Origin of the sequence: Streptomyces sp. 5-10, from assembly GCF_014712245.1 — a bacterium.
GTDB lineage: Bacteria > Actinomycetota > Actinomycetes > Streptomycetales > Streptomycetaceae > Streptomyces > Streptomyces violaceusniger.
Genome location: NZ_JACVYG010000007.1, coordinates 51,751 through 74,116, shown reverse-complemented (window position 1 = coordinate 74,116; position 22,366 = coordinate 51,751). Strand labels below are relative to the sequence as shown.

Here is a 22,366-nt window from a genome sequence, read left to right as displayed (position 1 = left end):
CGTGAAACCTCAGATTCGGTTCAGCGAACCGGCTTCCTCTCTTCCATGTTCCGGATGAACTGGAACATGTCGTACCGGTCCTTTGGGTCCGGAGCTTTCCATCCTCGATGCCAGCAGTACTCGGCGATCCGTCCGGTCAGCGGGGCAGACTGGAAGACCGACTTGTCGTTGCGACGGATGTACTCCCACTCCTCCTTGACCTCGGTGCGAAGCATCTCCTCCCGCTCGTACCAGGCATCCGGAACGGGTTCCCAGGATCTGCAACTCCAGCACCAGATACTGTTGTTCGGCTGGGTGAACCTGCTGGGCTCGCTGATGATCGTGGCGATCAGACCCTTGTTCGGCTCAGTCGGACACTCGTAGACATGCTCGGTCACCGCTCCCCCTATGCCAGGTGAGCGCGAATGTTCTCCGCGCCGCCTTCCCGTAGCTCCTCCGTCGGCCACTCAGGCGAAATGGTTGAAGTCGTCTGGCCGGTCGACATAGTGGACGACCCCTTCCTTTCCCGTCGTCCACTTGCGGGAGACCACGTCGTAGCCGGTCTCCTCGTCGATCGGCGCGAAGATTCCCGAGTTGTCGAGCGTATCGATCGCCTCGCGCACGCTCATCGCCTGACTGTGACTCCGGGCCGCGACGCGCAAAGTCGAGAGCGCTTCCTTCATTTCGGCTGTGATTTCCATGCGGATCATGTCCTTTCCGTGTTTCCTTCGGTCGCTGAAACTGCGCAGGATCAGACCCAGGTCAGGTCTCAGTCTGACCCTTCAAGCCGCTCGCCACTTCGTCCGGCCGGATCAGCCGCTCGGACAGGTCGCCGGACTTCCAGTCCAGGTAGCGCTCTCGCCAGGCCGCGTAAACCTCCGGCTCCCGGGCTTCGAGCTGCTTGCACAGCTTCCCGAATCCTTCGCGGGAATCGGCGGCCTCGCTCTCCGTCAGGGGCCGTGTGAAGGGCTTGCGCGGGTCGCCGTTCTCGTAGTCGTTGACTGGCGCCCCCGGTGTGCTGTCGTGGGCGGCCAGGGCTACGTTCCGGTACAGGGTCTCAATGGTCTGCCGGTACTGGCCTGCCAGTGGGCCCTTCTGGATCTTGTATTCGGCGTGCGGGTCACTCATGGTCGGTCTTCCCTTCCCGGGGTGCTCACGCCCGAGGTGCCTCGGGCGAAGCCGCCTCTTTGGTAATGCTGGTGATGTCGAATCCGAGCAATCCGCTCGGAACTAGACCCGGATCAGACCTCCGTCCCCGTTGACGCACAAGCCGTGAAACAGCAAGCCACGGACCCTGTCGTGCCTCCCCTGGTCGAAAGGCAGGTACTGGACATCGACATGCTGATGCTGCAACATCCTGGCGAACTGGAAATCCGTGCTCTCCGGGTACACCCGCTTATCCGGCACCAGGCTCTGGGAGTCCCAGATCTCATGCTGCTGATGCCAGATGATCCGCTTGTTGACATCTTCGTACACCAGCAGATGGATTTCCCCGGCCTGGAGGTAAACGTGCCAGGTGTTCCGGTTGCAGGTGTATCCGTACAACAGTGTGCGGTCGGCTCCGATGAAGTCGTCCGCCCGGATCTTCGGAACCGACTTCAAGGGGATCTTGATCTCGTTGAACTGTTCCTCATGCATCCCGAATCCTCTTTCCTGGTTTGCTGCGGCCTGGAAAGCCGTTCGCCTCAGACTGTCCAGTCCATGTCGTCGAGGAACCGGCCGACCGCCGGAACCGTGCGGTCGTCGCGCGTGCCGCCCCCGGTGCTGTACGGGCATATCGAACCGGCTACCGGGTACGGGGCGACGGCGATGACCTCAAGGATCTCGTCGTCCTCATTGCGGGCCGTGATGAACGCCTTGCACCCCTCCTTGAGCCTTTCGCGGCACCGAGCGAGCGCCGACTCGATGCTGACGTACAACTGGCCCGCTCCGTACAAGTCGTCATGTCCCGGATTGACGATCGTGTAGTGCACAACGAAGTGATCGATCTTCGTGTCGTGAAATGCCATCGTCTTCCCTTTCCTCTTCCTGCGCCTGAAAGCAGGCGGCAAGGGCGCGGATACGGCTCCGCGCCCCACCGTTCGCCATCAGACTTCTTCCCGCTCCCGCAGCTTTCCTTTTTCAGTCCGCAGGAAACGCCAAGGCTTCGACGTCCTCGACAGGGGGTTCACCCTCGGTCGGGTCGTGCTCCCAGTACTGGAACGGATGCCTCAGCGGCACCTCGTCCGGGTCTGCGGCAGCGACGATTTCGGATGCGCAGCGCGCAAACCTGCGACCGTCCACGATCGTGAAGTAGCCGAGCCGCTTTCCGTTGTTGACGGTGAACAACGCCGGATACTGCGACCCCTTCTCCAGAAGGTAGAGACTTCCGGATTCCCGCTGACGCCACCGGCTGTAGCTCGCCTCACGCGACCAGTAATCACGGAACCAGCTCAGATCACAGACCTCGACGGCATCGCTTGTGACACGAAGAAACAATATGTCCGCGTCCGCGTCTCGCGTAATGCGCTCGGCGTTCACTGTTGGTCTTCCCTCCTTCCCTTGCTCCGTTACCGCTTGATGCCGTCGGGGAACACCAGTCCCACCGATCCCGGTTCGGGTGACTCGGCGCCGGGGAACACCGTTGCATTCAGGTCCCCGTAAACCTCGTGAAGCCGCTCCACCAGACTCTCGGCCTGCTGCTTCTCCAGGTCGGTCACCAGCAGCATATCGGTGCACCCGGCGTTCTTCTCCAGCCACTCCGGCGACTCGTTGCGGGTCCATACCGCATATCCCGGAAATGCCATCAGCCTCTTCCTTTCCTACAGATCTTCGGTTCAGAGCATGCCAGGGACGAACCCGGAATCCTGGGGGACCTCGTCCGCCACGACGATCATTTTCGGATGCTTATCCGATCCAGCCAGGCTGAGTTCGCAGCGAATCAGGCCGTTGTAACCCGGGAGGAATGCATATAGCTCCCGGTACCCTGGTCCATCGAGATCGCCCGTGCGCAGGTCATCGGCGACCCTCATCATGACCTCCAGGGTCGCCACTCCTACGGTTTCTCCATCCGTGTGCACGTACACAAAGATGGGTTCGCCCGGGACGTCCTCACGGGAGGCTTTCAGGGCCGGAAGCCGAAGGACGCCTTTTGCGTGATCGATGCGAAAACCACTCACCACTTCCTCATTTCTTTGATCAACGCGCCACGCGCAGCGCCGCGTTGTCCGACGTAAGCGGCGTCAGATACACCGCGATCCGGAAGTGATCCGCAGGCTCACCCGGACGCTCGTCGCGCATCCTCCCGAGCTGCTTCGCCGCCTCATCGATCGAGCGGTATTGATCGCCCTCGACGTACCACGTACCGGTCCTCTCGGACCAGTACTGTGCGTAGAAATACATGATCACTCTCCCTACTTGCAGTTCTCGCAGAAAGAACTGCCCGACTTGTGATTGTCGATCTCCTTGAGGGCAAGATTCATCGCCTCCTTGAGGCGATTCGTGCCCAGATCCTCCTCGACTCCATGGCCCATCAGGAACCATGTCGCCGGGCCATGCCCTTCGGCTGTCTTGTACAGCTCCCACCCCTGAATGGGGTCAGTCGCCCACCGGATGCCAGGCGTCTGGCAGTACCAGTCATATCGACACCGAATGCTCCTGCCGTACCTGAAATCACCCACAGTCCCCTCCTTCGAGATCATTCCTCACTGGAAGCCGGAAATTCTTCTACGACTTCCGCCGGTTCGCCTCGCCTCTCGTGCTCCTCCAGGTGCTCACGGAACCGGCGCTGTTGCCGATCATTCCGCTCCACCTCGCGCCCACGTGCCACCCGATTCGGGTCGTAAGCGTACGAGGTCGGATCGGCGGCCATACGCCACTCGATGATGTACGGCGGTATGTGATTCCCGTGCTCGTCATGCTGTGCGGTCGACGGCAGAGGGAAATCTTCGAGCGCCCCCATGATTCCCCCTCAGTCCTGCTCGGGCGCGGTACGGTCGATGGACTGGACAACGCGGCCAGCCCGCCATGAGCCGCCGCTGAGCTCCTGGACGCTCTCGCGCACCAGGACCCGGACCACCTTGGGTGACTGGCCGAACAAGCCGGGAGCCCCCTCCTTCACGGCCGCCTCCACGGTGGGGTACCCGTCAGCCCGGATGTCCAGGTCGGCGCATATCGGGTCGGTGACGTACCGACCCTTGTCGTCCAGGCCGATGACGCTGTAGTCGATCTTCGCCATTGCTTCCTCCTCGGATCGTGCTGGTCGAAATCTCAGCTGTGTCCGGCCCATTGTCGGAACAGGGTCAGTGAAAGCTCGATCGTTCCCGGCTGCACTCTCGCAGCCCAGATGCACCGGAGGCGGTGGCTAGCCCTCCGGGGGGAACACCTCGGGGTGTGCGGCCTTCCACTCCAGCCAGCGAGGGCTGACCTCGTCAACGTTCTGATGTGTGTGATCCATGACCTGGGCGAGTGTGAGCGGACCAAGCCCCACCCGACCGAGACCCACTCCCCTGACCTTGGGTGACTGCGGGACGTACATGGGTCCATGCGTCCAGGACTGGCGGCGGTACCCCCAGTCGTCCACCCCGTACTTTCGGAAGATGACGCCGTTGGCTCCTCCATCTACATCGAGGGGACGCCGATGGAGTTTCCGCAAGTAACTGTCGTTGTACCAGTGATACTTGTACTCGATGAGGTAAGAGGCGAGCATCGCGGCCTCGGCATCGGTGGGGCGGGCTTCGCTGCCGCGATCGAAGGCCACAAGGTAACACCACCTCGGGTGCCTGCCGGTCACAGCGATTCGCAGCTTGGTCAGCGGGTCATCCTGGTCGGCGTCGTTCCCGAAAGGCCAGTCGACGTCCTCGGTACGTGTCATCACATTGCTCCTTCGGGGGTGACCGGCTCCAGGAACGCCGGGCTTTCCAGCTCACGCAGTGTCGGCATCTTCTCCCGCAGGTCGGACAAGTGGCGGGCTACTGTCGTGCCGTCAGGCGTGAGCACCCGGTTCCGGCCAGCATCGACGGCCAGCCCACGTTCCTTGAGCGCCTTCACTGTGTGTTCGTTGGCTCCCTCGAACTTGTCGTCACCCTCGGCGTCCAGCGCCCGGATCAGAGCCCTGCGCTGTGGGGGGGTCAGTGCGGAGAGCACGTAGTTCAAGCGCTCGGACTCTTCGGCCGCCATCTGGAATGTCGGAATCACTTACGTCTTCTCCTCCTTCTGTCTGCCCCGAGTGGGCAGCACGGGCGTGCACCGAGGGGAAACCCCGGTGCACGCCCGAACCCTCGCTCGGGTCAGGAACGCCGCCCCTTGGTGTCGGGGAGCACGATGTCGGGACGCTTGCCGCCAGCGGCGGCCTTGCCTGGCTCCCGCTTCGCCAGCGGCGGCGGGGGCGTGCTGTCCGCGTCGAGCGGCTGGATGAGGCTCTTCAGTGTGATCATTTTCTTCCCCTTTCCTGGGAAACTCCCGGGATTCGTCTCCCTAGTGACGGGCTCCCGGATGAGCCCAGCGCTCCGGTCAGGTCTGAATCTGACGCACACCCGCCTACCGGCGGGCCGGAGCCGCCCTGTTCTGTTGTCAATACACTTTCTTGTAGCCACTCCCCTTGCAGTCGCCGCATATCTTCTGATGCGGTCGCCCCTTCTGCATGCTGCTCAGCTTCCCGTTGCCCTTGCAGGTGTCGCACACCTCAACGCGTTTCGGCTCGGGCCTGCCGGGCTTTCCCTTCCGGAGCGCCATTTCTCTTCCGAATCCCGTCTTGCCTAGGCCAGAACTGACCTACCGCCACATACCCGTCAAGCGATGGACGCCCGTCAGGTCACCTGCACGGTCTCCTCCGCCAGGCTGATGACGTCCTCGTACGATTCCGCCTCGAATGCCGCAGCCCGGAACTTGATCGCGTCCTCCCGGTATCCGGCGCGCTTCAGCGCCCGCTCTACCGCTCCGATGACGGCGTACACGTTCCCGTCATCGGAGGAGAGCTGGACTGTGACGTCAGGATACTTGGCCACACTTGCCTCCTTCTATGTCTATCCGAAGCTCAGTTGGAGCTGTCGGTGACCGGCCTGTCGGTCTTCGCCGCCACCTTCTTGCCGTTCAGGGCCTTGCGGATCAGACGGAGCTGGTGATCCGCGCGGACCAGCGACTCGTGGTCATCCGGAAGGCCGCCACCCTTGATGAACTCCTCGTGACGCTTCTCCTCCCGGAGAAGCTGCTCCGGCGACATCGCCCCCCACGCCTTGTCGCCCCGCACCGTGATGCTCAACTCAGCAGTGGCCATTGAAAGCTCTCCCCTGTCTTCCGTATCTCCACCCTGAAGATACGCGGAAGAGCACGGAGTCACCCCCGTGCCCAACCGTGCACCGTCAGTCCGGATCCCCTTCTGGAAGGGCCGTGATTCCAGCCCCTCACTTCCGGCGGCCAGGTGCCCATCCGCAGATTCCGCAGAAACTGCGATTCACGGAGTGCTCGTGATCCTGCTGCATGTGCGGAGGCTGTAGCTCCAGCACTGATTCCCTCACCCCGCATAGCAGCGGGTCCCCTGAAAGGTAGATATCGTACGTCGGTTCGAGGGAAGTGCCGTCCTCTTGCAGGAGCTCGTAGCCGCGAACCCATCCGTCGATCCGACCCGGATACTCCGGAGACCGGTTGATCTTTACCCGGTCCCCATCCTGGAACTTCAGCGGATTTCCGTCGGCCATCCAGATGTCATCCACGGTCCTTCACCTTCGCCCCCACGGCCTGTTCGACCTTGTCCAGGATTTCCCGGGCCATCTTCAGGGCCTCTTCCGGAGGAAGTTTCATCCACTTCACTTCCTCCAGCCCCGTAGTGATCGGAATGCCGACGGCCTTCTTCCTGCCGCCAACCACCTGCATGCCGCCGAGATACCAAGCAGATACGTGCTCAGCCATCACCCCACCCCCTTCTCCTTTGAATCCGACGAACCGCCGGGGCGCCCAGTCTATCCACCAGGCGCCCTCAAAACCCACAGAACATACCCAGGAAACCCGATAGGATCTAACTCACACCGGTATTCTCCAGGTGAAATCGATCAACTCTGGATCAGCTCCCGCCCACTGGAATCCGCATACACCCACTCGGACTCCAGAGGGGGGAACCGGGCGCCCGCGATCACCTCATAGCCCATGACCCCATCCCGCTTGAAATGCGGAGCCATGAGCCGGATGAACCGACCGAGGAGGTCGGCGCACGACTCTCGCGTGAACTCCTCGGACAGGTCGATGTCGAAATGCCCCTCCCTGAAGTCCACGTATCCCTCGCCGCTGCCGTGTGGTGCATACAGCTTGACCGCCACGGTGAACAGATCAGGCTCGGTCTTCATACATCCTCCTCCAAGATCTCCCGGATCCGGTCCAGCCGCTTCATGGACTCACCCTGTTCCCTCCACGGTTCTGGATGGCCGTAACGCCCTCTGGGAGAGGCGACACACGCCACGCATGTACGCACCGGAAGATCCGGCTGTCGCAATCCCATCCGGCCACCCGCAGACTCTTGCGGTACGCGCGCAGAACCTCCTTATGGCCGGAGACCGCGCCGCCGTCCCTGCCGTCGATCAGGTGGTACACGAGGACCCGTCCGCCCACGCGGGGGATAACACGGAAGCCGGTGCCCCGGGCGGTGTCGGTGTCGTCGTCGTCAAACTCGCCGGACAGCAGCGCCGGTTCATGGCCAGCCGCTTGCAGTGCGGCGGCGGCGTCCCGGGCGTCAGCGTTCCCGGCGTGCTCGGGGGGAACTCCGAGGCTCTGTCCGGCAGGAAAGATCACACCTTCGATATGCCGCCGGTCGGGCTCCCCGGTCACGCCGCCTCCCGCATGCGCGGGTGGACTGCGAACGCGTTGGCCAGCGTGACCGGGGAGCCCTTGGTCAGGTGGTCCCGGAAGGTGTCAGCGATGTGATGCGACCGCAGGCCCCGCTCCGTCAGCGCGGCCGAGATCGCCTCGCGAGCCCGGGTCTCCTGGTCGAGGTCTCCACTCTGGAGCGCTTCCCGCAGGTCGGCGATCTTCACGATCAGGTGCAGTCGCTCCTCGCGGGTCAGCTTCGAGCCCTCCGGCTCAGGGCCTGCTGCCGCAGCAGCCATGGCCAGCTCGGCCGTGTCCACGTTCTCGTTGATGATCAATTTCTTCCCTCTTTCCGTATTCTCGTACCTACGGCAACCTGAACAGATACCCGTTGTTCAAACTTTCAGGTCGCCGGAATGTAAACCGGCAATCCGTCAATCGTCACCGAAGAGAACGAGCCGGGCGCCTTGGCGTCGAACATGTTGATCCCGAGCGAGACCATCAATTCGAGGCCATCCCTCTTGTTGCGTTCGTCCTGCGCCCCATAGTTCTCCGCCGTTGCGACCGCTTCGGCGCGTTCGCTGGAGTCAAACAAAAGACCGCCCGCCCGTCGGACCTTCATCTGACCCAGCGGACCCACGGGCTTGACCGCCACGCACTGCTCGTAATGGTGACCATCCTGAGCCGTGTGGAACGGATGCTTCACCAGTGTGTACTTCATTGCTTTCCTTTCCCGTAACCCTCTTGCTGAGAGCGCGCGGAAAGACGCCGCTCGTAAGCCACGCCCAACCGTGCGCCATCAGGCACGTGATGCATCATCAGTCCGGCCAGGCCATTGGGGCGACCCGGCCTCTCGGTGCACGCTCGCTACTCCGCGCCCTTCACACGGTTCCGGTTCAGTTGCAGCCAGGCTCGGATCACGTTCATGCTGACCACATCGATGACCCAGTCCCCAATCCCGGCGTCCAGAACCCATGCGCCCGATCCGGAGCAGTGTGCGTCCTCGCCGAGCACAGTGGTCACGTACGCCCGAGCCCCGGTGAACTGGCCATAGGGTCCACAGAATCGACTGTCACCTTTGTGGCGAAGGTCGTACACCTCCACCAGGCCCTTGTCCGTGAAGTCGGCCATCACCCGGAACGGGATACCGTTTCGCGCGGTCACGTCCATGCAGTGCGCCGTTTCCGGCGATTCGATCACGTCCACCGTTTTCCCTTTCTGTAGTTTCCGATCCGAGAGGACACGGAAAAACGCGACCCGGAAAGCCGCGCCCTCCCGGACGCCATCAGTCAGACAGAACGCCCGAACTACTCCACAGGCTCGACCGTGATGGTCCGCTTGTAGAAGCCGACCTCGACCACGGAGACCGTCCGAGTCCCCTTGTACTGCACGGCCGGAGGCAGGCCCTCCCCCGCAGCCCTGGCCTCTTCGATCGTCGGATAACCATCCAAGTCACCACCCGAGAACCAGTGTTTTACACCCTCCAGTCGGTACATCATGTGATACGTGATCTCGGGTTCGAGATCCGAACTGCTCAGCATTTCCATACCGTTTTCGCCCTTCTTTCCATCGTTTTCGTTTGCGGAAATCAGCCCTCGCTGCGGGCGCCCGGCTTCACCGTGCGCCATTCCGGGCACGTGGCGGGGTCGATCTTCCCTACGGCGGCCAACGCTTGCTGGGCTTCCTCGAAGCAGGCCCGCTGGCGCGCTGTCATCTCGTGCTCGGTGTTGATCGGGACGCGCCTACGGGGGTCGTTCTCCCGCCGGTCAGGCGCTCCCTGCCCCATATACTTCGCCTCGTATTCGGCCTCGTCAGCGAGGTAGTGATATGCCCAGGCGTGGCACAGCCGGTACAGTCCGGTCTCCGACTTGCCGGACAGCACCTCCACGAAAAGCTCGTTGGCGAGGTCATGGGTTCCGTACCAGGTGACCGTTGCCCAGTGGACTGCATCCTCGGCTGTCACTTGCTCTCCTTCTTCACGGCGTGTGCCGAGTTCTGGGGCAGATGCGCCGGGGCATCGACCTCCCAGGTGAAGCACCCGAGGCAGTCCGCGTCCCTGGGGGCGGCGAACGAGTGGTCATCCGGCAGGACCAGACGGCCGCAGCACGGGCACGCGTGCGGTGCGTTCTCGGCCTTGTCGATACGGAAGGTCAGGCCCTCGCAGGTGACAGTGCTCCCTGTGTCGATGAGGTAGACCCCCTCGGCGTGCTTGTTGGCCACCTCCGGGTGCATCCATCCATTGCGCTCCCGCAGCGCCCAGTACACCTGCGTGAACAGCTTCCCCCGCTCGGCGACCGGTTCGCAGACCTCGGCCTTGCCGTACTTTGCTTCGCCCTCCGGCGGCTTGACGACCGACAGAACGAACATCACTCGCGCTCCTCCTTCGTGGCGTGCGCCGAGTTCTCCGGCAGGCACGCCGGAATGTTGCGGTTCCATGTGGAGCAGCCGAGGCAGAGCGCGTCCTCGTTGTAGGCGTACGCGTGATCCGTCACCACAACCAGACGGTCACAGCACGGACACGGGTGCGGCTTGTTGTTGATGTCGTCAACACGGAATCGCAGCCCCATGGATGCGACGACCGAAACGAAACCCAACTCCGCACGTGCAATCTGCAACCCGTAGAGATCGGCCTCCTTGACCGACATGCGCGGGTCGCGCTTCCGCAGGATCTCGGATACTTGGCTGATCACATGCGGCTTACGCTCCCGGGGGCTGCACACCCTGGCCTTGCCGTACTTCGCCTCACCTTCCGGCGGGCTGATGGCTGACAGAACGAACATCAACTTCCCCTCCTTGCTATCTTCCTTGCCTGCGGGCCCCTCAGTAGTGACTTTGCCCTGGGTGCCGACCACCTGCCGTTCAGGCGGTCATGCGCAACCGCTCATCCCAGCAGCAGGTGCCCACCCATCCGTTGTCGTGTCGGTGTGCGGTGGCCAGAAGGATCTCCTTCCGGCACATCTTGCACGTCTCCAACTCGGCGTCGATGCCGTGCTCTTCGAGCACCACAGCGATCTGTGCGTCGGTGGGCCTGTTGTCGAACGACTCGTCTTCTGTCAGCACCTCATTGCCGTTGCAGCGCACCAGGTCGTAAGAGCGGCCGTCGATGCCGCTCCAGTGCAGTTCCCGGATGCAGTACCGTTCTCCGTCCACCACGAATGCATCGTGGTCGATTTCACGGACGGGGACGGTGCCGGGCCTTGAAGTATTTCCCATTGTGATCAACAGCTTTCATGTCGACTCGGGGTTCAGGGGTTCAGAAATAAGCTGTCAGTTCCCGTCGTAGCCGTCCCATCCTTCCGTCATCTTCAGCTCCCACGCCCGGACGGTTTTCGAACTTCCCATGCCTTTCTCTCCCCTTTCCGTGACTTTCTGGCTGAGAGTGCACGGAAAGGCGCGGCCCGCAAGCCACACCATCCCGTGCGCCATCACCCCTTCTCGGCGTGCATCCGGGTCACCGGCCGAGGCGGCGCTTCTCTGACTTCCACCTCCTCTCTCTGTAGAGGGTGTCAGAGTGCGGGTAGGGACTCAGTACTGCGTCCACCCTTTCCTCTGTCACGCCCCTCCTTTCCTTTCAGGATGGTCTCTATTTCCCAGAGGTGGACATACGCTTTCTCGCAAACCCGGGGATTTTCCGGCTCCCAGTGGTCGATGAATCCCCGGATCTGTTCATGCGCCGCCTTGAGGGCCGAAGGTTTCCAGGTGTGGTACTCCTCGGCAGTGCGGGCGGGTAAGTCTGGACCTTTCGTCGTCACCGACTGACAGCCCCTCGCCCGCCATTGCTCCTGCCCATGGGATTGCTCACGCCCCGCCCTTCCGGTCGCAGTCCACAACCCTCTCGGCGACAAGGCGCTCCCCTTCGTAGCGCAGCTCCATCTTCATCCAGGTATGAACCCCGTAATCATCGCCCTCCAAGTCGCAAGAGCGCGCATCCCACAGGAAATCCTGCCCGGCGATCCGGTCGATCTTCTCCTCGTTCAGCTCGACAGTACGCGTACGATTCGACATTTCCCCTCCCTGCCTCATTCAGTGGTGGTTCCGGAAGACCGTCACCTTCACTGGAGGTTCCTCGAACCAGTTGTCCGTGCGCAAGACAGACAACTGGTTCGAACTCTCCACGCCCATCTCGTCCACGGCCGCGTCCCACACCGCCTGATCCCACTCCGGTGTGTCCATCGTGTTGGCGATCCCCTGGAGACGCTTCTCCCAGCGGGCGATCATTTCCGCGTAATCGTCCATAGTCTTTCCTCTCTCGCCTCTCCGTGATCCGACAGAATGCGGGAGGGTGTGACGCACCCTCCCGCATTGCCATCTGAACCTCAGCGCTCCTACTTCTTGTCGGCGTCGTACTGCTGGGCGATATCCGGCTTGACCCCGATGGCCTCCGGCTTGTTGTCCACCGGAACCGGCACGCTGATCGCGTCCGGATACTCGGGTTCGGGTTGCTGCTGCTGCGTCACAGACTTCTCCTTTCCGGTGCTGCACCTCCCTGCCCGGTGCAACACCGGAGGGCACCCAGCCGAAGCCGGATGCCCTCCCGAACCTCACCGCGTCAGTCAGCGAATCGAGCGCATGCGTTCCCCGTTGAACCGCTTGCGCGGCCGGTCTTCGCCGTCCAGTCGGACGTAGTACCAGTTGTCGAAGTGCTCGCCGCCGGGGTAACCAGACTCACCGTCCATGAATTGAGCCGGGTCCACCGTTCCCTCATCCCAGTCGTTGTTCAGAACCCGGAGTCCGGGGAGAATGGGCTTCCGGTCGGAAGTGAAATCCGCTTCCAGGATGCGGTAGTTCAGGCTGCTGTCCGGGGTGGAGGCAATGGCTCCGACCCCTTCCGCGAGGAGGGCGGTGGAGTATTTGCTTGCCCGCTGCCACGGAAGGCCGTGAGTCGCTATCAAGTCATCCCCTGCCGCGTCCGCCGCATCCACAATGCTGGCGTACGTTTCACCGACCGCTTCGATCGTGCTGTTGTCACGGCCATCCCGCTTGATCAGAATGTACTTCCTCATCCCGTCTCCCCTTTTTCCGTCCCTCAGAGCCTGAGAGCACTCCCGGGCAGCCGGAAAGTCCGGCTGTCCTAGGGCGCCATCACGCCGACTTACGCGGCTCTTCCCGGATCTGCACGGGCAGGACGCTTGTGTCCCGCACGTACTCGGGAAGCTCCTCGGTGATCCACTGCTCCTCGAACCTCCGGAGTCCGGCCACGGTCGACTCGTAGTCCTGCCACTCACCCGCTTCGCCCACTGTGTGGTAGTGGCCGTGCCTATCCGGCTTATGCCGGACCCCAAAGATGCGCACCGTCCCGTCGGCCAGTTCGACCACGCCACGGGAGGCGTACTGCATCTTGGCCTTGCCGGTCACGAACTCCGTCCGGCGCAGCACATCGACGGTGACCTTCGTCCCGTCCTCGTACCAGAAACCGAGCATAGTTGCGCTTCCCCTTTCCTTTTACTTCCAGTTATCCAGCTCCGCCGACAGGGCATCCCGAAGTGCGGTTGCCTCTTCGCGATCCAGCGGCAGCGAAAGGACCGGGGCGTCACCGCACCGCACCTCCCATGGCGTCGCATTCGGATCGAAGAAGTACAGTTCGTCGCTGCCGCGCGCCCGGTACAGGTTGGTGATCGACCGCCGCCTGCCGCAGGCGTCCAGTTTTCCGATGACCGGTCCGGTCACTCGCCGTCCGGCTTCTTGCCCACGAGACGGACCACACCGGCCTCCCCGTTCACCGGCTCCCATGAACGCCCCTCCTTGTCCGGCCCGAACCGGGGAGTATCCGGCACCACGTCCACCCGGACCACCGGATTCCCGTCCCTGTCGCGAAGCGAGGTGTTGATGTCCACCACGCCGCCGGGGACAATCACCCGGAGCGTTCCCGATGGCAACTTGTACTCCACGTCCATGCCCATCTCCTCTTCCTGTTGGAATTTCTAGCTGAGCTTGCCCTGGAAAACCTTCTCGGCCGTCTCCAGGCTCAGGTCGTAGTGACCCCAGAATCCGAGCCACCCTGAATCGAGTGTTTCGGACTTGATGTTGTGAACGTTGTACAGGCCCTCGTCCGTCCGGCTCATGATGACTCCCAGGTGGGGCGCTTCGCCTGGAGACTGAGGGATCGGGGTGTACTTGACGACAGGGTTGCCGCAGAACGTCTCCGGCGGAGACTTCTCCCCTGCCGTCGACTTGATTTCCTCGTTCACCTGCATCCCCTTTCCTACCAGCAGATATCGATCAGGTACTCGCCAGCCGGAATAACACCGGCTCGTGCCATGACGGACAGAACGACACGTGGCTGGGGGCTGTGGCCCTCACGCCCTCCGTTCTGCCACATCTCCAACTTGCCCTGGTCCCAGTCGTCCAGTTCTTCGGCCTCCACCGTGACCGCGTGCTGTGTGTTGTTACTGGCTCCGAGCGCCACAACCACGGAGTACGGAACGCCGAAATACCCCGCGACGGCAAAGTCCACCTCGTGAGCCTCCACCTCACGAACGGTCTTCGTTATGAACTTCACGCCCTCCCCTTCGGTAGATTCTCTGACTCCAGGAGAATCCGGATCTGGTCATCGGTGGGGTCGTTGTCGAACGACCCTTCCGGCGTCAGCAGAACCTCCTGCGTGCCATCAAGGAGCGAGACGTCATAACTGTGTCCGCCACTCCGCCAGATGAGCCGAGTTACGCAAACCAGTCGACCGTCCACCCGCCGTTCGTACCCGCTCTCCGAAATTACCCGGTCACTCATCACTTCTCCTTCCGGTGCTGCACGGAAAAGCCCCGCCGAGCGGGGCTCAACCGAACTTCGCCGGACCACCGACCATCAGCCCTTCGGCTCCGAGCGGCCGTCCCAGTACAGATACGTGTTGACGTTGGCCACCCAGTCTTTGATGTGGCGCTTGGCATCCTGAGTAGCCAGCCGGATCTCTTCGGGCAGCCCCTCCGCCCGATAGCCGACGTCACTCCCGACCCACTGATAGAAGATCGGATCATGGTTGTCGGACTCGTAGGTGCCGTCGACCATATGACCGTTCATCCGGTAGGTCGTCTGCTCTTGCACGTCCACCGTTCCCGGCTTGAACGAACAGGCCAGATGCTCCTCGGGCATGGGGGCGTACCGAGCGACACCGTCGCCGTATCGCTCCAGAATGACCGGATCGTGCGGACACTGTGGATCCGTCTCGCCCAGTTCTATATACGGTTTCGCCGTGGCGTACACGGTGACTTCGAACCGCGATTCCGGGCAGTCATCGCTCCGGAATCGCGCCGAGTACGCGGGTCCCACCTGAATGTCGCCGCCGACATCTCCGGCGTCCTCCATGATCGGACCATCGAGAACCCAATGAGCTGTCTTCTGCATGACTTTCTCCTCCTTACGGGGGGAAGACTCGGCCGCCGCACCAATGCTCCAGCGCGCCCTCGATGACCTCACGGTTCGTCACACTTTCCTCCGGATTGACGAATTCGGTCCAAACCTCGTGGATCCAATCCGCGAACGGCCGCGCGGACTCCGGGGGAAGCTCGTTCCGATCCAGCACATAGGCCAGGATCATCGCGGCATCCACCTCCTGAACCCCGTCCCGGGGGCTGTCTTCGGCGGCCGCGCTTTCCGCCAGAGCCTCCGGATTCAGCTTTTCCATGACCTTTCCTCCCATCCGATCGATCCCATGCGATTCAGCGCACCGCGCTTCACCGGAAAGGACGCAACTCCAGTCGACCGTTCACCTCGACCATGGGCTCCAGCGGCTCCCGATCCTCTTCGGAATCCTCGCATTCGCACCCGAAGAAGCCGCCTCCCGGCTCCGGGGATGCGTTCGCGTGCCGCAGGAAATCGCCGCACCCGTAGCACCAGACGCACCTGTCGGAGTCGTCCAGTGAAGACACGGTCAGGCGGACATTGGTGTCCGGGGTGGCCGTCCAGAACACATCCCTGCTGAACAGCTTTCCGGTGAGACCCAGCGCCTCCAGGATCTTCCGTCGACAGTCGTCGAATCCGCAGAACTCATACAGCGTGTGAGTGCTGCCATCCGAGTAGATCTCGATCTGACTGAAGTCACTCACGCGACTTCTCCTTCCACCTGTTCGATCCGCATGGACCCCGGAGCCGCCTCGGTGGCGATCCCCCCTTCCCGGAGTTCGGTCATGGCCGCCTCGGTCCACCGGGTTGACGTCTCCAGCCCGTACCCACGGCCGATCAGGACCCCGGTGATCAGGCCGCGAACTTCCTCCCGGGAGTTCACCCAGTGCGGATAGTCGAAATCATCCGACTCGATCTTGTACATCGCCCTTCCCCTTTCCTGGAAGTGCGCGCAGCAGGAGTCGAACCCGAAACGCTACCCCCTCGTTCCCTGGGCAGCTCTGCACGCGCCACACTCTACCCGACAAGCCTAGGCAAGACACTGCCGGGTTAACCGAATCACTGCCCGTTCGGACAGTCGTCCCGGTGGGCACCCCCCTGCGGGGCACCGCACTGTGGACACGGATTCGGATAGTTGTACCCCATGAGATTTCCCTCCCCTTAGCCTAGGCAAGTAACCTTACTCGCCCGACTTGTTTCTCAGCGCCGGAACCGCACGAAAAACTCACCGGTTTCCGTGCGAGACTCACGACGGAACTCACCCGCGTTGCGCGACGGAGTGACCCCCTCCTCGGCCAGCTCTGCGACGATCTCGCTGCCCTCCGGGTTGCTCAGCCCGTCCTCCCGGTCGTACGACGGCTGCTCCCACAGCGCCCTGCACAGTACGTACGTCTCGGAGTTGACCGCCTTCAGGCATCCGCCGTCGTCCTGGGGGCGGTCCCCGCCCTTGTGGTCGAAGTACTCCTCCGTCAGCACCTGCGCCGACCCCCGGAAGCCTGCCGCGTTCCGGTTCGGCGTCTGCCCCTCCCGGCGCAGCTCCTTGATCAGGGTCACGCCGTTCGGCACACCCGTCTTGGAGCCGGACGGATTCGTCCACTCGTACGCGGGCTGGGCCTTCAGGGCCACGCACAGCCGGTAGGTGTTCGGACCTTCCGCCGTCAGACACACGTCCTTCTCGGCGGCTCCCGCGCTGTTCGGCGCGAACAGCGCCGCGAGACCCGCCAGGACCCCGGCGAACATCAGCTTGATCGTCTTCTTCATGACTCTTCTCCCTTTCCGCGCTGCCCGGTGGCAGCACAATGACCCGCATCCGAGAGTGGGATGCGGGTCATTGTGCTGCCACCGGCTATTTGTTCATTCTTTGCTGCGTATTGCAGCGGTCAGCTGCTCTGGGGAGCCACATACACCTGAATCCTGCCTCCCTGGATATCGAGCTGAGAGATATCGGTTCGGATGAGCGACTTCTCGCCCCTCGGGCCGAACAGGATCAGCTCCATGTCCTGAAGCTCCGGAGGGACAGCAGTAAGCATCCTGATGGCTTCCGCGACCGTCATTTCGCCTTTCTCCCCTTCTTTCTTCGGGTGACTCCCTCACCAGTCGAGCGGATGGAACTTGCCCCCCTCGGTGGCGCCCACCTCCTTACTGAGCCGGAATGACCCATCGGCCCAAGTCTTCGCTCCACTCCTTCTCGATCCACTTCTTCCCGTCCCAGTGCCAGGCGAGTGGATCACCCTCCGGAGCCCCGGGGCCGGTGAAAGATGTCGGCCGGTGATCGGGCTCCCCGTGGATCGTCCCCCACGTGTCATCGTTGTGCGCTGCGTTCAACGCCCTCCCCTTTCCTGCGAGCTTTTCTGGAGCCGGTCGATTTCCTCACGCCACGCATGAGCCAGCTCTTCGTCCGTGGCGGCGTACGCCGGATCCTCGTCCAGGGTTCTGGCGAATCCGTGCTGCCCCCGGTCCTCCATGTCCGTCAGCATGAGCAGATCCAGGATGTGTGATACATCCGAATACATCCCGCCGAATAGGTGCGGCGCGAGAAAGGTGATCACATCCTCTGGGCTTTCCACTCGATCCCCTGGGATTCGGTGATACCAGTCCTTCGGAACCTCCCGGAGGATATCCAGGAGTCGGGCGCCCAGCTCCACTTGCCCTCGCGCCATCTCAAGGCTCACTATTTCCCCTCACCTCTCCATTTCCGCGCGTTTCCCGTAACTCACCGAAACGGACGGAAACACTTCTGTGGCAACTCGCTCTCCGGCCTCTCCCGCAGGTCCTGACCTGCGTGTTTCCGTGTTTCCACCGTTCCCGGAAACACGGAAACGGGGTCACCTCAGGTGGCCCGCGTCCAGCTCCTCCATGTACGTCTCGCCATCCTCGTCGAACCATGCGATGAGGCGTTCCCGAACGTACTCATCCGGCGTCTTTCCACCTTTCGGTGAGCCGGAAACGAGCAAGTCACCGTCCGTGCCGAGGGTGTGAATGGGCCCAGGATGTGTCTTTCCCCGCTGCATGAATTGCAGAACCTTGCTCATTCCGCCCTCGGGGTGCGAGAAGATATCGATGTACGGAGAGCCGACAATCCAGGCGGCGAAGAAGCGCTTGTAATTCGCCTTGCCGACCTCATACGTCTTCTCTGTCTTACGCGGCATTCCAGGCCCCTCGTTTCGCTGCCATCAGCAATTGCTTGTGGACGATGTGACCATCAGGACGATCGTGAAAGGCTGATCACGACAAGGAAATCTGCGGACCCCTCGGCCCACAGACTCCCCAACCGCCACCAGTTCAGGCGCTGTAACCGTGATGATCCGCGAGCATCACCAGGCACTCGATCACGGTCCTCGGGGTGGACTCGGTGCGGCAACGACCGTCACAGTAGACAGCTTCACCGAGCATGGAAGGATCTCCCGCGTCCTCAGGGGCGTGCCCCTCGCATCCTTCGCCATACAGCTCCCGGATCTTCGCACGAAGCCCCTCCGGTGACGCTGGAAGGTACTTCTCGATCATCAGATCCAGGCCCTCGGCGATCACCTCGAATTCGCCGTGCCCCTCGATGCGGATGGTGATCACACCGGAATCACTCATGCGGTGCTTGCCGCTCTCGTTGTGCCAGCACTTCGGCTCCCTGCCAGTGATCTCCGTCATCTTCTCCCTCTCCTGTCCCGCCTCAGTCGCGAGACGTCCCATCCACGTTCAGGCCGCCCTGGTACATCTCGACGCCGTTCTCGAAGCCGATCGTGTAGTAGGCGGCGAACTCCCCGAACCGGCTGCCGTCAGGCTCCCTCACCGCACGACTGTACGCATCGGCATAGGCGGCGGCGCTCCAGCCATCGGAGGCGCCCACCTCCATTGCGCGGCCCTTCTCCTCCGCGTTCTCGACCGTCATCTCAGTGCTCCTCGTTGCACTCGCAGTCGTCGTCACACTCACAGAAGCGCTCGTCGTCACACTCGCACTCCTTGCCCTCGACAAGGCCCCACGCGCGGGCCAGGTCATGGGTATCGGTGACGTCCGTCAGATCGAACCGGTCCACCCATGTGCCGGGGTTCCAGCCTCGGGCTCCCGTTGCCCCTCCGTCGCCGAAATCAACCTTGACGCGCTCATCTCCGCCGTCGTAGACGACCACGCCCATGTCATCCACGTTCCCCTTGAACGTCACGGTCCGAAGGGTCAGATCGTCGTGATCACTCACTGCCTTGTCTCCTTTCCTGATGGCAACACCGGAGGGCACGAGCCCGCAGGCCCATGCCCTCCTGAACCGCCACAGGGTCACCCTTGGTCGCTATGTCCGCGAACGCTCCCCGCAGGGCTCAGGTGAATGCAGCTCGGGTTCCACTCGTCCGCGTACACGCCCATGACTTGCCCCCTGTCGGTGCTCTGGCCGACGAAAACCCGTGCGTCTTCATGCAGGCAGCACCACTTCTTCGGGTCTCGCGCAATCCCCTCCGGCCCACCCATCATCGACCCTCCGTTTCCACGACGCTGATCCGGGGCATCAGCTCCGGATCAGCGTCCCAGTCCAGCGCGATGAAGGTGTCACCGACCGTGAGGTAGGTGCGCTCAAGGTCATCGGCCTTCCCGAATACGTCCTCGATGGTGTGCAGCATCCCCGCGATGACCACACGTCCCTCTGACTCAGCGAGCAGGCCACCCCTCTTTCCGGTGGTCACCCGCCCTTCGATGTCCACGACGACCACGCGCCCGATCTTCTCGACGTGGCCGCACCCGTTCACCAAGGTTTCCGGACTGCTTTCCACGGTCATGTGCGTCTCTCCCCTTTCCCTCACGGCATCACCGAAAGGCGTGGAGCTCGAAACCCCATGCCCTCCCAAGCCGCCACAAGGTCAGTCAATCCGGCCGATTAAGCGCTGAGGTAAGCGGCGAACCCCTCCCGGGCCGCCTCTTCGGCGTATCGGTAACCGATGAAGCCCCAGCAGGAGTCGACCATTTCCCAGGTGGTGCGCGTTTCGTCCTCATCGTCGGTGCGCGTCCAGTCCACGGACTTCTCGACAATGAAGCCCCAGACGTCGCCCTCTGCCCAGCTCTGGTACTCGTCGATCTCCGTCTTGAGGGCTTCCTCGGGAGTGTTCCCGATCTCCTGGATGTCCTCCGGCAGCAGGTACCACAGGGACCTCGGGCCCTCGTGCGGGGTGTGCTCCACGATCACGGCACCGTGGAAGATCTTCGCCCATCGGGCGAACACCTCGGGCGCGTCCGACCGGTCCTTGATCCGGTCCCAACCCTCCTGAAGTGGCCCGCCATCCGGATCCACGTCCAGGTACCGCGATCCCGGCACCGTGATGACGTGCGCCAGATGGTCATAGTCCCGGCGCGGATTGACCGGCTCCTGGTCAGCCTCCAGCCGGACCCGGTACCGACCGTCCCGGGACGTCTCGACAATCATTTCCGACATGCCTTTCTCCTTTCCTGTGAAAGCACTGAAGGGTGCGGGTCACATGAACACGCACCCTTCCGAACCGTCGCAGGATCGGTCACTCCGGACGTGTGGACCGTCCCCTAGCGTCCGCCCCGGCCCTTCAGTGGCCCGACCGGTACTCGTACGCCCCGTGAGCCGTCCCGGCGTCGCCTACTTCCGCACCCTCGACGGGCCGCTCCACGCAGAGCAAGTCGACCCCGTGCAGGTAGGCCGAAGTCCCATCGGCGTAGAACACCTCGACCGTCCCGGGATCGGCCTCCCCGGTGACGTACTCGACCAGCTTGATCTCCTTGAACCGGTCCAGGTACGTGCGTGCACTCCAGGTGTCGGACGGCTTACGGGCCTGCCTCGTGGCGGTACGCGTGCACCAATCGGCATCGGCTCCCCTCAGGCCGACGATACTCAGATAGTCCGGCACATCCTCCCGCGTGGCAGCCACCGCCTCACCCGGGGTCAGGTACTCAAAAGTGCTCATTCGTTCTCCCGTTCATGTGCAACCCGATACCGACAAGGGAGGCTGCGAGCCGAAGCCCGCAACCTCCCCAACCGCCACCGAAGCGTCAGCTGTACCGACTCACGCCCTCATACACAATGGACTCGTGATCCCGCCCACTGCGAGCCTTGGTGAGCGCATCCTCCATGAATGCCTCCGCCTTGCGGATGCCGACGATCACTCCGGCCTGGAAGGCGTACCGGCGAGTCGGCTGCCCCGGCCCGTCGCCCTCGATGTTCTCGCAGTGCATGTACATGTTGTGACCGGTGATCTCGCCATACATGTTGTCCAAGATCTTGACCTTGCCGTGCTTGTCGTCGACAGCGACGACCCACTCAACGAATGCCATCAGCTACCCGTCTCCTCACCTTTCTCGATGGGTTCACCGTTCTCGGCAAGCCCCTCCCGACGCAGCCGCTTTCCCTCCGCGTAGCCCTCACGCCACTCGTTACGGCTGGATTCACGACCGGAGTGGGCAAGCGGGATTTCCAGCGGAACTGTGGGCCGGTAGTTGGTGTGGGTCACCATCCATCCGAACCAGCGTCCGTTCCTGTACGCGTCTGTGTCCGATGCGCTCACTCCGGTTTCAGCTCCTCAGCGACCGCATCCCAGTCGACACCGGTCACGTAGAAGTCGTGCCGGTCGATGACCTCCCGGAGCCCCTGAAGTGCCTCAGCATCCCAGAAGGGCGGAAACGGGTACTCGTCCAGGGTGTGCGAGTAGCCGTTTCCGTTGCTGTACACCAGGTCACCGATGAACAGAGCGAGCAGATCGGCCCGGCCCTTGTCGGTGTGCCGCTCCGGCTCCCCGGCCAGGATGCGGCGAGCCCGCTCCAGCACCCCGGGGTCGTTCGCTGCCCACTGTGCCACCTGGTAAGTGACCTGGTCCCTCGTCAGTCCTGCCATGCGTCATTCCTCCCCAGCTCCCATGCGACCCGCGCGGCCTCCGCGCCTGCCGCCTCCTCATCCTTGAACCGGTCGGTCAAGCCCGCCCGATAGGTCTCCTGCACATCCCGCAGGAAGGGGACCATCTCTTCCGGAATGAGGGCACCGGACAGCCGGGCCCATCCATGCATGGCACCGATGAAGTAAGCGCACGCCGAGCGCGCCCCGGTTCCCCCGGTGTAGCTGACGTCATCGCTGATCCGGTAAACCGGCCCTTCCAGCCCCAGACCGGAAGCTGCCAGATCCACCGCGCCGTTGGTGAACCACCGTGCACTTACGGCTACGTCCCCAACCGTTTTGTGGTCGATTCGAACGGTCATACATACCCTCCCTTTTCACTCCCTCACGCTTCCGCGCGGCCACTGGGGCACCCGGCTGGAGCCGGGCACCCCCGAAGCCGTTACGGCTCC

General features: G+C 62.8%; 55 protein-coding genes. All 55 read right to left on the bottom strand.

Annotated features, from left to right (window positions below):
- Positions 1 to 20 precede the first annotated feature (20 nt).
- Positions 21 to 377, bottom strand: a complete 357-nt coding sequence (locus IEJ02_RS11050) for a hypothetical protein (RefSeq protein WP_191064613.1) — start codon at positions 375 to 377, stop codon at positions 21 to 23.
- A gap of 69 nt (positions 378 to 446) precedes the next feature.
- Positions 447 to 689, bottom strand: coding sequence for a hypothetical protein (locus tag IEJ02_RS11045; RefSeq protein WP_191064612.1), 243 nt, complete (start codon positions 687 to 689; stop codon positions 447 to 449).
- Positions 690 to 741: 52 nt separating this feature from the next.
- Entirely contained in the window at positions 742 to 1,107 is a 366-nt protein-coding gene (locus IEJ02_RS11040) for a hypothetical protein (protein ID WP_191064611.1), read from the bottom strand.
- 102 nt (positions 1,108 to 1,209) lie between these two features.
- Positions 1,210 to 1,617, bottom strand: coding sequence for a hypothetical protein (locus IEJ02_RS11035; RefSeq protein WP_191064610.1), 408 nt, complete (start codon positions 1,615 to 1,617; stop codon positions 1,210 to 1,212).
- Between the two features lie 47 nt (positions 1,618 to 1,664).
- Positions 1,665 to 1,988, bottom strand: coding sequence for a hypothetical protein (locus IEJ02_RS11030; RefSeq protein ID WP_191064609.1), 324 nt, complete (start codon positions 1,986 to 1,988; stop codon positions 1,665 to 1,667).
- Positions 1,989 to 2,100: 112 nt separating this feature from the next.
- A complete protein-coding gene (locus tag IEJ02_RS11025; protein ID WP_191064608.1) occupies positions 2,101 to 2,499 on the bottom strand; it encodes a hypothetical protein in 399 nt (132 codons plus the stop codon).
- Between the two features lie 29 nt (positions 2,500 to 2,528).
- Entirely contained in the window at positions 2,529 to 2,765 is a 237-nt protein-coding gene (locus IEJ02_RS11020; RefSeq protein WP_191064607.1) for a hypothetical protein, read from the bottom strand.
- A 30-nt stretch (positions 2,766 to 2,795) separates the two neighbouring features.
- Positions 2,796 to 3,137 carry a hypothetical protein gene (locus IEJ02_RS11015; RefSeq protein ID WP_191064606.1) on the bottom strand — a complete coding sequence of 114 codons (342 nt, stop codon included), beginning with the start codon at positions 3,135 to 3,137 and terminating at the stop codon, positions 2,796 to 2,798.
- Positions 3,138 to 3,156: 19 nt separating this feature from the next.
- The gene (locus IEJ02_RS11010; protein WP_191064605.1) at positions 3,157 to 3,360 is read right to left on the bottom strand and encodes a hypothetical protein; all 204 of its coding nucleotides are present in this window, start codon (positions 3,358 to 3,360) and stop codon (positions 3,157 to 3,159) included.
- Between the two features lie 295 nt (positions 3,361 to 3,655).
- Complete coding sequence (locus IEJ02_RS11005) at positions 3,656 to 3,919, bottom strand: hypothetical protein (RefSeq protein WP_191064604.1); 264 nt, start codon at positions 3,917 to 3,919, stop codon at positions 3,656 to 3,658.
- A 9-nt stretch (positions 3,920 to 3,928) separates the two neighbouring features.
- Complete coding sequence (locus IEJ02_RS11000; RefSeq protein WP_191064603.1) at positions 3,929 to 4,195, bottom strand: hypothetical protein; 267 nt, start codon at positions 4,193 to 4,195, stop codon at positions 3,929 to 3,931.
- Between the two features lie 126 nt (positions 4,196 to 4,321).
- Positions 4,322 to 4,831 carry a hypothetical protein gene (locus IEJ02_RS10995; RefSeq protein ID WP_191064602.1) on the bottom strand — a complete coding sequence of 170 codons (510 nt, stop codon included), beginning with the start codon at positions 4,829 to 4,831 and terminating at the stop codon, positions 4,322 to 4,324.
- Entirely contained in the window at positions 4,831 to 5,154 is a 324-nt protein-coding gene (locus IEJ02_RS10990; protein WP_191064601.1) for a hypothetical protein, read from the bottom strand. Before IEJ02_RS10990 ends, IEJ02_RS10995 begins: the two co-directional genes overlap by 1 nt.
- Before the next feature lie 92 nt (positions 5,155 to 5,246).
- Positions 5,247 to 5,393, bottom strand: coding sequence for a hypothetical protein (locus IEJ02_RS10985; RefSeq protein ID WP_191064600.1), 147 nt, complete (start codon positions 5,391 to 5,393; stop codon positions 5,247 to 5,249).
- Between the two features lie 372 nt (positions 5,394 to 5,765).
- Positions 5,766 to 5,963 carry a hypothetical protein gene (locus IEJ02_RS10980; RefSeq protein ID WP_191064599.1) on the bottom strand — a complete coding sequence of 66 codons (198 nt, stop codon included), beginning with the start codon at positions 5,961 to 5,963 and terminating at the stop codon, positions 5,766 to 5,768.
- 29 nt (positions 5,964 to 5,992) lie between these two features.
- Positions 5,993 to 6,232 carry a hypothetical protein gene (locus IEJ02_RS10975; protein ID WP_191064598.1) on the bottom strand — a complete coding sequence of 80 codons (240 nt, stop codon included), beginning with the start codon at positions 6,230 to 6,232 and terminating at the stop codon, positions 5,993 to 5,995.
- A gap of 127 nt (positions 6,233 to 6,359) precedes the next feature.
- Positions 6,360 to 6,668, bottom strand: a complete 309-nt coding sequence (locus IEJ02_RS10970) for a hypothetical protein (RefSeq protein ID WP_191064597.1) — start codon at positions 6,666 to 6,668, stop codon at positions 6,360 to 6,362.
- Positions 6,661 to 6,864 carry a hypothetical protein gene (locus IEJ02_RS10965; RefSeq protein ID WP_191064596.1) on the bottom strand — a complete coding sequence of 68 codons (204 nt, stop codon included), beginning with the start codon at positions 6,862 to 6,864 and terminating at the stop codon, positions 6,661 to 6,663. Before IEJ02_RS10965 ends, IEJ02_RS10970 begins: the two co-directional genes overlap by 8 nt.
- 140 nt (positions 6,865 to 7,004) lie before the next feature.
- A complete protein-coding gene (locus tag IEJ02_RS10960; protein ID WP_191064595.1) occupies positions 7,005 to 7,295 on the bottom strand; it encodes a hypothetical protein in 291 nt (96 codons plus the stop codon).
- A 40-nt stretch (positions 7,296 to 7,335) separates the two neighbouring features.
- Positions 7,336 to 7,773, bottom strand: a complete 438-nt coding sequence (locus tag IEJ02_RS10955) for a hypothetical protein (protein WP_191064594.1) — start codon at positions 7,771 to 7,773, stop codon at positions 7,336 to 7,338.
- Complete coding sequence (locus IEJ02_RS10950) at positions 7,770 to 8,090, bottom strand: hypothetical protein (RefSeq protein WP_191064593.1); 321 nt, start codon at positions 8,088 to 8,090, stop codon at positions 7,770 to 7,772. Before IEJ02_RS10950 ends, IEJ02_RS10955 begins: the two co-directional genes overlap by 4 nt.
- A 65-nt stretch (positions 8,091 to 8,155) precedes the next feature.
- A complete protein-coding gene (locus IEJ02_RS10945; protein WP_191064592.1) occupies positions 8,156 to 8,473 on the bottom strand; it encodes a hypothetical protein in 318 nt (105 codons plus the stop codon).
- A gap of 146 nt (positions 8,474 to 8,619) precedes the next feature.
- A complete protein-coding gene (locus IEJ02_RS10940; RefSeq protein WP_191064591.1) occupies positions 8,620 to 8,958 on the bottom strand; it encodes a hypothetical protein in 339 nt (112 codons plus the stop codon).
- 101 nt (positions 8,959 to 9,059) lie between these two features.
- Positions 9,060 to 9,380, bottom strand: coding sequence for a hypothetical protein (locus tag IEJ02_RS10935; RefSeq protein WP_223863690.1), 321 nt, complete (start codon positions 9,378 to 9,380; stop codon positions 9,060 to 9,062).
- A complete protein-coding gene (locus IEJ02_RS10930) occupies positions 9,341 to 9,715 on the bottom strand; it encodes a hypothetical protein (RefSeq protein WP_191064589.1) in 375 nt (124 codons plus the stop codon). The genes IEJ02_RS10935 and IEJ02_RS10930 overlap by 40 nt, the downstream gene beginning before the upstream one ends.
- On the bottom strand, positions 9,712 to 10,119 hold the full coding sequence (locus IEJ02_RS10925) for a hypothetical protein (protein WP_191064588.1): 408 nt from the start codon (positions 10,117 to 10,119) through the stop codon (positions 9,712 to 9,714). Before IEJ02_RS10925 ends, IEJ02_RS10930 begins: the two co-directional genes overlap by 4 nt.
- Positions 10,119 to 10,532: a hypothetical protein gene (locus tag IEJ02_RS10920; RefSeq protein WP_191064587.1), complete on the bottom strand. Its 414-nt coding sequence runs from the start codon at positions 10,530 to 10,532 to the stop codon at positions 10,119 to 10,121. The genes IEJ02_RS10925 and IEJ02_RS10920 overlap by 1 nt, the downstream gene beginning before the upstream one ends.
- Positions 10,533 to 10,611: 79 nt before the next feature.
- Entirely contained in the window at positions 10,612 to 10,905 is a 294-nt protein-coding gene (locus IEJ02_RS10915; protein ID WP_191064586.1) for a hypothetical protein, read from the bottom strand.
- 645 nt (positions 10,906 to 11,550) lie between these two features.
- Complete coding sequence (locus IEJ02_RS10910; RefSeq protein WP_191064585.1) at positions 11,551 to 11,757, bottom strand: hypothetical protein; 207 nt, start codon at positions 11,755 to 11,757, stop codon at positions 11,551 to 11,553.
- 18 nt (positions 11,758 to 11,775) lie between these two features.
- On the bottom strand, positions 11,776 to 11,988 hold the full coding sequence (locus IEJ02_RS10905) for a hypothetical protein (protein WP_191064584.1): 213 nt from the start codon (positions 11,986 to 11,988) through the stop codon (positions 11,776 to 11,778).
- Between the two features lie 89 nt (positions 11,989 to 12,077).
- Positions 12,078 to 12,209: a hypothetical protein gene (locus IEJ02_RS49830; RefSeq protein ID WP_263407933.1), complete on the bottom strand. Its 132-nt coding sequence runs from the start codon at positions 12,207 to 12,209 to the stop codon at positions 12,078 to 12,080.
- 96 nt (positions 12,210 to 12,305) lie between these two features.
- Positions 12,306 to 12,755: a hypothetical protein gene (locus IEJ02_RS10900; protein WP_191064583.1), complete on the bottom strand. Its 450-nt coding sequence runs from the start codon at positions 12,753 to 12,755 to the stop codon at positions 12,306 to 12,308.
- A 79-nt stretch (positions 12,756 to 12,834) separates the two neighbouring features.
- Positions 12,835 to 13,173 carry a hypothetical protein gene (locus IEJ02_RS10895; RefSeq protein ID WP_191064582.1) on the bottom strand — a complete coding sequence of 113 codons (339 nt, stop codon included), beginning with the start codon at positions 13,171 to 13,173 and terminating at the stop codon, positions 12,835 to 12,837.
- A gap of 21 nt (positions 13,174 to 13,194) precedes the next feature.
- Positions 13,195 to 13,419: a hypothetical protein gene (locus IEJ02_RS10890; RefSeq protein WP_191064581.1), complete on the bottom strand. Its 225-nt coding sequence runs from the start codon at positions 13,417 to 13,419 to the stop codon at positions 13,195 to 13,197.
- A complete protein-coding gene (locus tag IEJ02_RS10885) occupies positions 13,416 to 13,646 on the bottom strand; it encodes a hypothetical protein (RefSeq protein WP_191064580.1) in 231 nt (76 codons plus the stop codon). Before IEJ02_RS10885 ends, IEJ02_RS10890 begins: the two co-directional genes overlap by 4 nt.
- Before the next feature lie 27 nt (positions 13,647 to 13,673).
- The gene (locus IEJ02_RS10880; protein ID WP_223863689.1) at positions 13,674 to 13,946 is read right to left on the bottom strand and encodes a hypothetical protein; all 273 of its coding nucleotides are present in this window, start codon (positions 13,944 to 13,946) and stop codon (positions 13,674 to 13,676) included.
- A gap of 8 nt (positions 13,947 to 13,954) precedes the next feature.
- Positions 13,955 to 14,251, bottom strand: coding sequence for a hypothetical protein (locus tag IEJ02_RS10875; protein ID WP_191064578.1), 297 nt, complete (start codon positions 14,249 to 14,251; stop codon positions 13,955 to 13,957).
- Between the two features lie 302 nt (positions 14,252 to 14,553).
- On the bottom strand, positions 14,554 to 15,090 hold the full coding sequence (locus IEJ02_RS10870) for a hypothetical protein (protein ID WP_191064577.1): 537 nt from the start codon (positions 15,088 to 15,090) through the stop codon (positions 14,554 to 14,556).
- Between the two features lie 13 nt (positions 15,091 to 15,103).
- On the bottom strand, positions 15,104 to 15,370 hold the full coding sequence (locus IEJ02_RS10865) for a hypothetical protein (RefSeq protein ID WP_191064576.1): 267 nt from the start codon (positions 15,368 to 15,370) through the stop codon (positions 15,104 to 15,106).
- A gap of 49 nt (positions 15,371 to 15,419) precedes the next feature.
- A complete protein-coding gene (locus IEJ02_RS10860; RefSeq protein WP_191064575.1) occupies positions 15,420 to 15,791 on the bottom strand; it encodes a hypothetical protein in 372 nt (123 codons plus the stop codon).
- On the bottom strand, positions 15,788 to 16,012 hold the full coding sequence (locus IEJ02_RS10855; protein WP_191064574.1) for a hypothetical protein: 225 nt from the start codon (positions 16,010 to 16,012) through the stop codon (positions 15,788 to 15,790). The genes IEJ02_RS10860 and IEJ02_RS10855 overlap by 4 nt, the downstream gene beginning before the upstream one ends.
- 275 nt (positions 16,013 to 16,287) lie before the next feature.
- A complete protein-coding gene (locus tag IEJ02_RS10850; protein ID WP_191064573.1) occupies positions 16,288 to 16,848 on the bottom strand; it encodes a hypothetical protein in 561 nt (186 codons plus the stop codon).
- A gap of 119 nt (positions 16,849 to 16,967) precedes the next feature.
- Positions 16,968 to 17,141 (bottom strand): hypothetical protein, encoded by a 174-nt coding sequence (locus IEJ02_RS10845; protein ID WP_191064572.1) that lies wholly within the window; start codon positions 17,139 to 17,141, stop codon positions 16,968 to 16,970.
- A 267-nt stretch (positions 17,142 to 17,408) separates the two neighbouring features.
- Positions 17,409 to 17,759: a hypothetical protein gene (locus tag IEJ02_RS10840; RefSeq protein WP_191064571.1), complete on the bottom strand. Its 351-nt coding sequence runs from the start codon at positions 17,757 to 17,759 to the stop codon at positions 17,409 to 17,411.
- Positions 17,760 to 17,912: 153 nt separating this feature from the next.
- Complete coding sequence (locus tag IEJ02_RS10835; RefSeq protein WP_191064570.1) at positions 17,913 to 18,236, bottom strand: hypothetical protein; 324 nt, start codon at positions 18,234 to 18,236, stop codon at positions 17,913 to 17,915.
- Between the two features lie 133 nt (positions 18,237 to 18,369).
- Complete coding sequence (locus IEJ02_RS10830) at positions 18,370 to 18,729, bottom strand: hypothetical protein (protein ID WP_191064569.1); 360 nt, start codon at positions 18,727 to 18,729, stop codon at positions 18,370 to 18,372.
- A gap of 22 nt (positions 18,730 to 18,751) precedes the next feature.
- A complete protein-coding gene (locus IEJ02_RS10825; RefSeq protein ID WP_191064568.1) occupies positions 18,752 to 18,970 on the bottom strand; it encodes a hypothetical protein in 219 nt (72 codons plus the stop codon).
- Position 18,971: 1 nt separating this feature from the next.
- Positions 18,972 to 19,274 carry a hypothetical protein gene (locus IEJ02_RS10820; protein WP_191064567.1) on the bottom strand — a complete coding sequence of 101 codons (303 nt, stop codon included), beginning with the start codon at positions 19,272 to 19,274 and terminating at the stop codon, positions 18,972 to 18,974.
- Between the two features lie 265 nt (positions 19,275 to 19,539).
- Positions 19,540 to 19,845 carry a hypothetical protein gene (locus IEJ02_RS10815; protein ID WP_191064566.1) on the bottom strand — a complete coding sequence of 102 codons (306 nt, stop codon included), beginning with the start codon at positions 19,843 to 19,845 and terminating at the stop codon, positions 19,540 to 19,542.
- A gap of 98 nt (positions 19,846 to 19,943) precedes the next feature.
- The gene (locus IEJ02_RS10810) at positions 19,944 to 20,495 is read right to left on the bottom strand and encodes a hypothetical protein (protein ID WP_191064565.1); all 552 of its coding nucleotides are present in this window, start codon (positions 20,493 to 20,495) and stop codon (positions 19,944 to 19,946) included.
- 124 nt (positions 20,496 to 20,619) lie between these two features.
- Positions 20,620 to 20,994 carry a hypothetical protein gene (locus IEJ02_RS10805; RefSeq protein WP_191064564.1) on the bottom strand — a complete coding sequence of 125 codons (375 nt, stop codon included), beginning with the start codon at positions 20,992 to 20,994 and terminating at the stop codon, positions 20,620 to 20,622.
- A gap of 85 nt (positions 20,995 to 21,079) precedes the next feature.
- Positions 21,080 to 21,361 (bottom strand): hypothetical protein, encoded by a 282-nt coding sequence (locus IEJ02_RS10800; RefSeq protein WP_191064563.1) that lies wholly within the window; start codon positions 21,359 to 21,361, stop codon positions 21,080 to 21,082.
- On the bottom strand, positions 21,361 to 21,591 hold the full coding sequence (locus tag IEJ02_RS10795; RefSeq protein ID WP_191064562.1) for a hypothetical protein: 231 nt from the start codon (positions 21,589 to 21,591) through the stop codon (positions 21,361 to 21,363). Before IEJ02_RS10795 ends, IEJ02_RS10800 begins: the two co-directional genes overlap by 1 nt.
- A complete protein-coding gene (locus IEJ02_RS10790) occupies positions 21,588 to 21,917 on the bottom strand; it encodes a hypothetical protein (RefSeq protein WP_191064561.1) in 330 nt (109 codons plus the stop codon). The genes IEJ02_RS10795 and IEJ02_RS10790 overlap by 4 nt, the downstream gene beginning before the upstream one ends.
- Complete coding sequence (locus tag IEJ02_RS10785) at positions 21,905 to 22,276, bottom strand: hypothetical protein (RefSeq protein WP_191064560.1); 372 nt, start codon at positions 22,274 to 22,276, stop codon at positions 21,905 to 21,907. The genes IEJ02_RS10790 and IEJ02_RS10785 overlap by 13 nt, the downstream gene beginning before the upstream one ends.
- Positions 22,277 to 22,366 lie beyond the last annotated feature (90 nt).

Excerpts from the sequence above, each read along its gene's own strand:
- IEJ02_RS11045 (WP_191064612.1), bottom strand. The coding sequence starts at position 689 with ATGATCCGCATGGAAATCACAGCCGAAATGAAGGAAGCGCTCTCGACT.
- IEJ02_RS11040 (WP_191064611.1), bottom strand. The coding sequence starts at position 1,107 with ATGAGTGACCCGCACGCCGAATACAAGATCCAGAAGGGCCCACTGGCA.
- IEJ02_RS11035 (WP_191064610.1), bottom strand. The coding sequence starts at position 1,617 with ATGCATGAGGAACAGTTCAACGAGATCAAGATCCCCTTGAAGTCGGTT.
- IEJ02_RS11030 (WP_191064609.1), bottom strand. The coding sequence starts at position 1,988 with ATGGCATTTCACGACACGAAGATCGATCACTTCGTTGTGCACTACACG.
- IEJ02_RS11020 (WP_191064607.1), bottom strand. The coding sequence starts at position 2,765 with ATGGCATTTCCGGGATATGCGGTATGGACCCGCAACGAGTCGCCGGAG.
- IEJ02_RS11010 (WP_191064605.1), bottom strand. The coding sequence starts at position 3,360 with ATGTATTTCTACGCACAGTACTGGTCCGAGAGGACCGGTACGTGGTAC.
- IEJ02_RS11005 (WP_191064604.1), bottom strand. The coding sequence starts at position 3,919 with ATGGGGGCGCTCGAAGATTTCCCTCTGCCGTCGACCGCACAGCATGAC.
- IEJ02_RS11000 (WP_191064603.1), bottom strand. The coding sequence starts at position 4,195 with ATGGCGAAGATCGACTACAGCGTCATCGGCCTGGACGACAAGGGTCGG.
- IEJ02_RS10995 (WP_191064602.1), bottom strand. The coding sequence starts at position 4,831 with ATGACACGTACCGAGGACGTCGACTGGCCTTTCGGGAACGACGCCGAC.
- IEJ02_RS10985 (WP_191064600.1), bottom strand. The coding sequence starts at position 5,393 with ATGATCACACTGAAGAGCCTCATCCAGCCGCTCGACGCGGACAGCACG.
- IEJ02_RS10975 (WP_191064598.1), bottom strand. The coding sequence starts at position 6,232 with ATGGCCACTGCTGAGTTGAGCATCACGGTGCGGGGCGACAAGGCGTGG.
- IEJ02_RS10965 (WP_191064596.1), bottom strand. The coding sequence starts at position 6,864 with ATGGCTGAGCACGTATCTGCTTGGTATCTCGGCGGCATGCAGGTGGTT.
- IEJ02_RS10960 (WP_191064595.1), bottom strand. The coding sequence starts at position 7,295 with ATGAAGACCGAGCCTGATCTGTTCACCGTGGCGGTCAAGCTGTATGCA.
- IEJ02_RS10945 (WP_191064592.1), bottom strand. The coding sequence starts at position 8,473 with ATGAAGTACACACTGGTGAAGCATCCGTTCCACACGGCTCAGGATGGT.
- IEJ02_RS10935 (WP_223863690.1), bottom strand. The coding sequence starts at position 9,380 with ATGGCGCACGGTGAAGCCGGGCGCCCGCAGCGAGGGCTGATTTCCGCA.
- IEJ02_RS10925 (WP_191064588.1), bottom strand. The coding sequence starts at position 10,119 with ATGTTCGTTCTGTCGGTCGTCAAGCCGCCGGAGGGCGAAGCAAAGTAC.
- IEJ02_RS10920 (WP_191064587.1), bottom strand. The coding sequence starts at position 10,532 with ATGTTCGTTCTGTCAGCCATCAGCCCGCCGGAAGGTGAGGCGAAGTAC.
- IEJ02_RS10910 (WP_191064585.1), bottom strand. The coding sequence starts at position 11,757 with ATGTCGAATCGTACGCGTACTGTCGAGCTGAACGAGGAGAAGATCGAC.
- IEJ02_RS10905 (WP_191064584.1), bottom strand. The coding sequence starts at position 11,988 with ATGGACGATTACGCGGAAATGATCGCCCGCTGGGAGAAGCGTCTCCAG.
- IEJ02_RS10900 (WP_191064583.1), bottom strand. The coding sequence starts at position 12,755 with ATGAGGAAGTACATTCTGATCAAGCGGGATGGCCGTGACAACAGCACG.
- IEJ02_RS10895 (WP_191064582.1), bottom strand. The coding sequence starts at position 13,173 with ATGCTCGGTTTCTGGTACGAGGACGGGACGAAGGTCACCGTCGATGTG.
- IEJ02_RS10885 (WP_191064580.1), bottom strand. The coding sequence starts at position 13,646 with ATGGACGTGGAGTACAAGTTGCCATCGGGAACGCTCCGGGTGATTGTC.
- IEJ02_RS10880 (WP_223863689.1), bottom strand. The coding sequence starts at position 13,946 with ATGCAGGTGAACGAGGAAATCAAGTCGACGGCAGGGGAGAAGTCTCCG.
- IEJ02_RS10870 (WP_191064577.1), bottom strand. The coding sequence starts at position 15,090 with ATGCAGAAGACAGCTCATTGGGTTCTCGATGGTCCGATCATGGAGGAC.
- IEJ02_RS10865 (WP_191064576.1), bottom strand. The coding sequence starts at position 15,370 with ATGGAAAAGCTGAATCCGGAGGCTCTGGCGGAAAGCGCGGCCGCCGAA.
- IEJ02_RS10855 (WP_191064574.1), bottom strand. The coding sequence starts at position 16,012 with ATGTACAAGATCGAGTCGGATGATTTCGACTATCCGCACTGGGTGAAC.
- IEJ02_RS10850 (WP_191064573.1), bottom strand. The coding sequence starts at position 16,848 with ATGAAGAAGACGATCAAGCTGATGTTCGCCGGGGTCCTGGCGGGTCTC.
- IEJ02_RS10845 (WP_191064572.1), bottom strand. The coding sequence starts at position 17,141 with ATGACGGTCGCGGAAGCCATCAGGATGCTTACTGCTGTCCCTCCGGAG.
- IEJ02_RS10835 (WP_191064570.1), bottom strand. The coding sequence starts at position 18,236 with ATGCCGCGTAAGACAGAGAAGACGTATGAGGTCGGCAAGGCGAATTAC.
- IEJ02_RS10830 (WP_191064569.1), bottom strand. The coding sequence starts at position 18,729 with ATGACGGAGATCACTGGCAGGGAGCCGAAGTGCTGGCACAACGAGAGC.
- IEJ02_RS10825 (WP_191064568.1), bottom strand. The coding sequence starts at position 18,970 with ATGACGGTCGAGAACGCGGAGGAGAAGGGCCGCGCAATGGAGGTGGGC.
- IEJ02_RS10815 (WP_191064566.1), bottom strand. The coding sequence starts at position 19,845 with ATGACCGTGGAAAGCAGTCCGGAAACCTTGGTGAACGGGTGCGGCCAC.
- IEJ02_RS10810 (WP_191064565.1), bottom strand. The coding sequence starts at position 20,495 with ATGTCGGAAATGATTGTCGAGACGTCCCGGGACGGTCGGTACCGGGTC.
- IEJ02_RS10805 (WP_191064564.1), bottom strand. The coding sequence starts at position 20,994 with ATGAGCACTTTTGAGTACCTGACCCCGGGTGAGGCGGTGGCTGCCACG.
- IEJ02_RS10800 (WP_191064563.1), bottom strand. The coding sequence starts at position 21,361 with ATGGCATTCGTTGAGTGGGTCGTCGCTGTCGACGACAAGCACGGCAAG.
- IEJ02_RS10790 (WP_191064561.1), bottom strand. The coding sequence starts at position 21,917 with ATGGCAGGACTGACGAGGGACCAGGTCACTTACCAGGTGGCACAGTGG.
- IEJ02_RS10785 (WP_191064560.1), bottom strand. The coding sequence starts at position 22,276 with ATGACCGTTCGAATCGACCACAAAACGGTTGGGGACGTAGCCGTAAGT.